This window comes from Polaromonas sp. P1_H6, assembly GCF_056405195.1.
In genome coordinates this window covers 1-1,199 of record NZ_JBFUCN010000073.1, presented here as the reverse complement: position 1 = coordinate 1,199, position 1,199 = coordinate 1, and the positions used below count along the sequence as shown (strand labels likewise).

The following is a 1,199-nucleotide window of genomic DNA, read 5'->3' as shown; positions in this document are numbered from 1 at the left end:
AAATTACGCAATGATCTTGGCAACGACGCCGGCGCCGACGGTCTTGCCGCCTTCGCGGATGGCGAAACGCAGGCCTTCTTCCATGGCGATCGGGTTGATCAGCTTGACGGTGATCGACACGTTATCGCCTGGCATGACCATTTCCTTGCCTTCTGGCAACTCGATCGCRCCSGTCACGTCCGTCGTGCGGAAGTAGAACTGGGGGCGGTAGTTGTTGAAGAAAGGCGTGTGGCGGCCGCCTTCGTCCTTGCTCAGGACGTAGATCTCGCCGGTGAAGTGCGTGTGCGGCTTGATGGAGCCGGGCTTGCACAGCACCTGGCCGCGCTGCACGTCTTCGCGCTTGGTGCCGCGCAGCAGGATACCGACGTTGTCGCCGGCCTGGCCCTGGTCCAGCAGCTTGCGGAACATTTCCACGCCGGTGCAGGTGGTCTTTTGCGTGTCGGCAATACCRACAATCTCGATTTCCTCGCCGACCTTGACCACACCGCGCTCGACACGGCCGGTCACGACAGTGCCGCGGCCGGAGATGGAGAACACGTCTTCCACGGGCATCAGGAAGGCGCCGTCAACCGCGCGCTCTGGCAGGGGGATGTAGGTGTCGAGTGCTTCAGCCAGCTTCATGATGGCCTCTTCGCCCAGGGGACCCTTGTCGCCTTCCATGGCGAGCTTGGCCGAGCCGTGGATGATAGGGGTCTTGTCGCCGGGGAAGTCGTACTTGTCGAGCAGCTCGCGCACTTCCATYTCAACGAGTTCGAGCAGCTCGGCGTCGTCGACCATGTCGCACTTGTTCAGGAACACGATGATGTAAGGCACGCCGACCTGGCGGGCCAGCAGGATGTGCTCGCGGGTCTGGGGCATGGGGCCGTCAGCGGCCGAGCACACCAGGATCGCGCCGTCCATCTGGGCGGCGCCGGTGATCATGTTCTTCACATAGTCGGCGTGGCCTGGGCAGTCCACGTGGGCGTAGTGGCGGTTCGCCGTTTCGTATTCAACGTGGGCGGTGTTGATGGTGATGCCGCGCGCTTTTTCTTCGGGCGCCGCGTCAATTTGGTCATAGCCCTTGGCTTCGCCGCCGAACTTGGACGCCAGAACGGTCGTGATCGCCGCCGTCAGCGTCGTCTTGCCATGGTCCACGTGGCCAATCGTGCCTACGTTGACGTGCGGCTTGGTCCGCTCAAATTTGCCTTTTGCCATTTTTC

Annotated in this window: 1 protein-coding gene; it reads right to left on the bottom strand. The window is 62.3% G+C overall.

The window, feature by feature from the left end:
- Positions 1–3: 3 nt before the first annotated feature.
- Positions 4–1,194: an elongation factor Tu gene (gene tuf / locus AC1D1F_RS24740; RefSeq protein WP_477656186.1), complete on the bottom strand. Its 1,191-nt coding sequence runs from the start codon at positions 1,192–1,194 to the stop codon at positions 4–6.
- Positions 1,195–1,199: the final 5 nt, after the last annotated feature.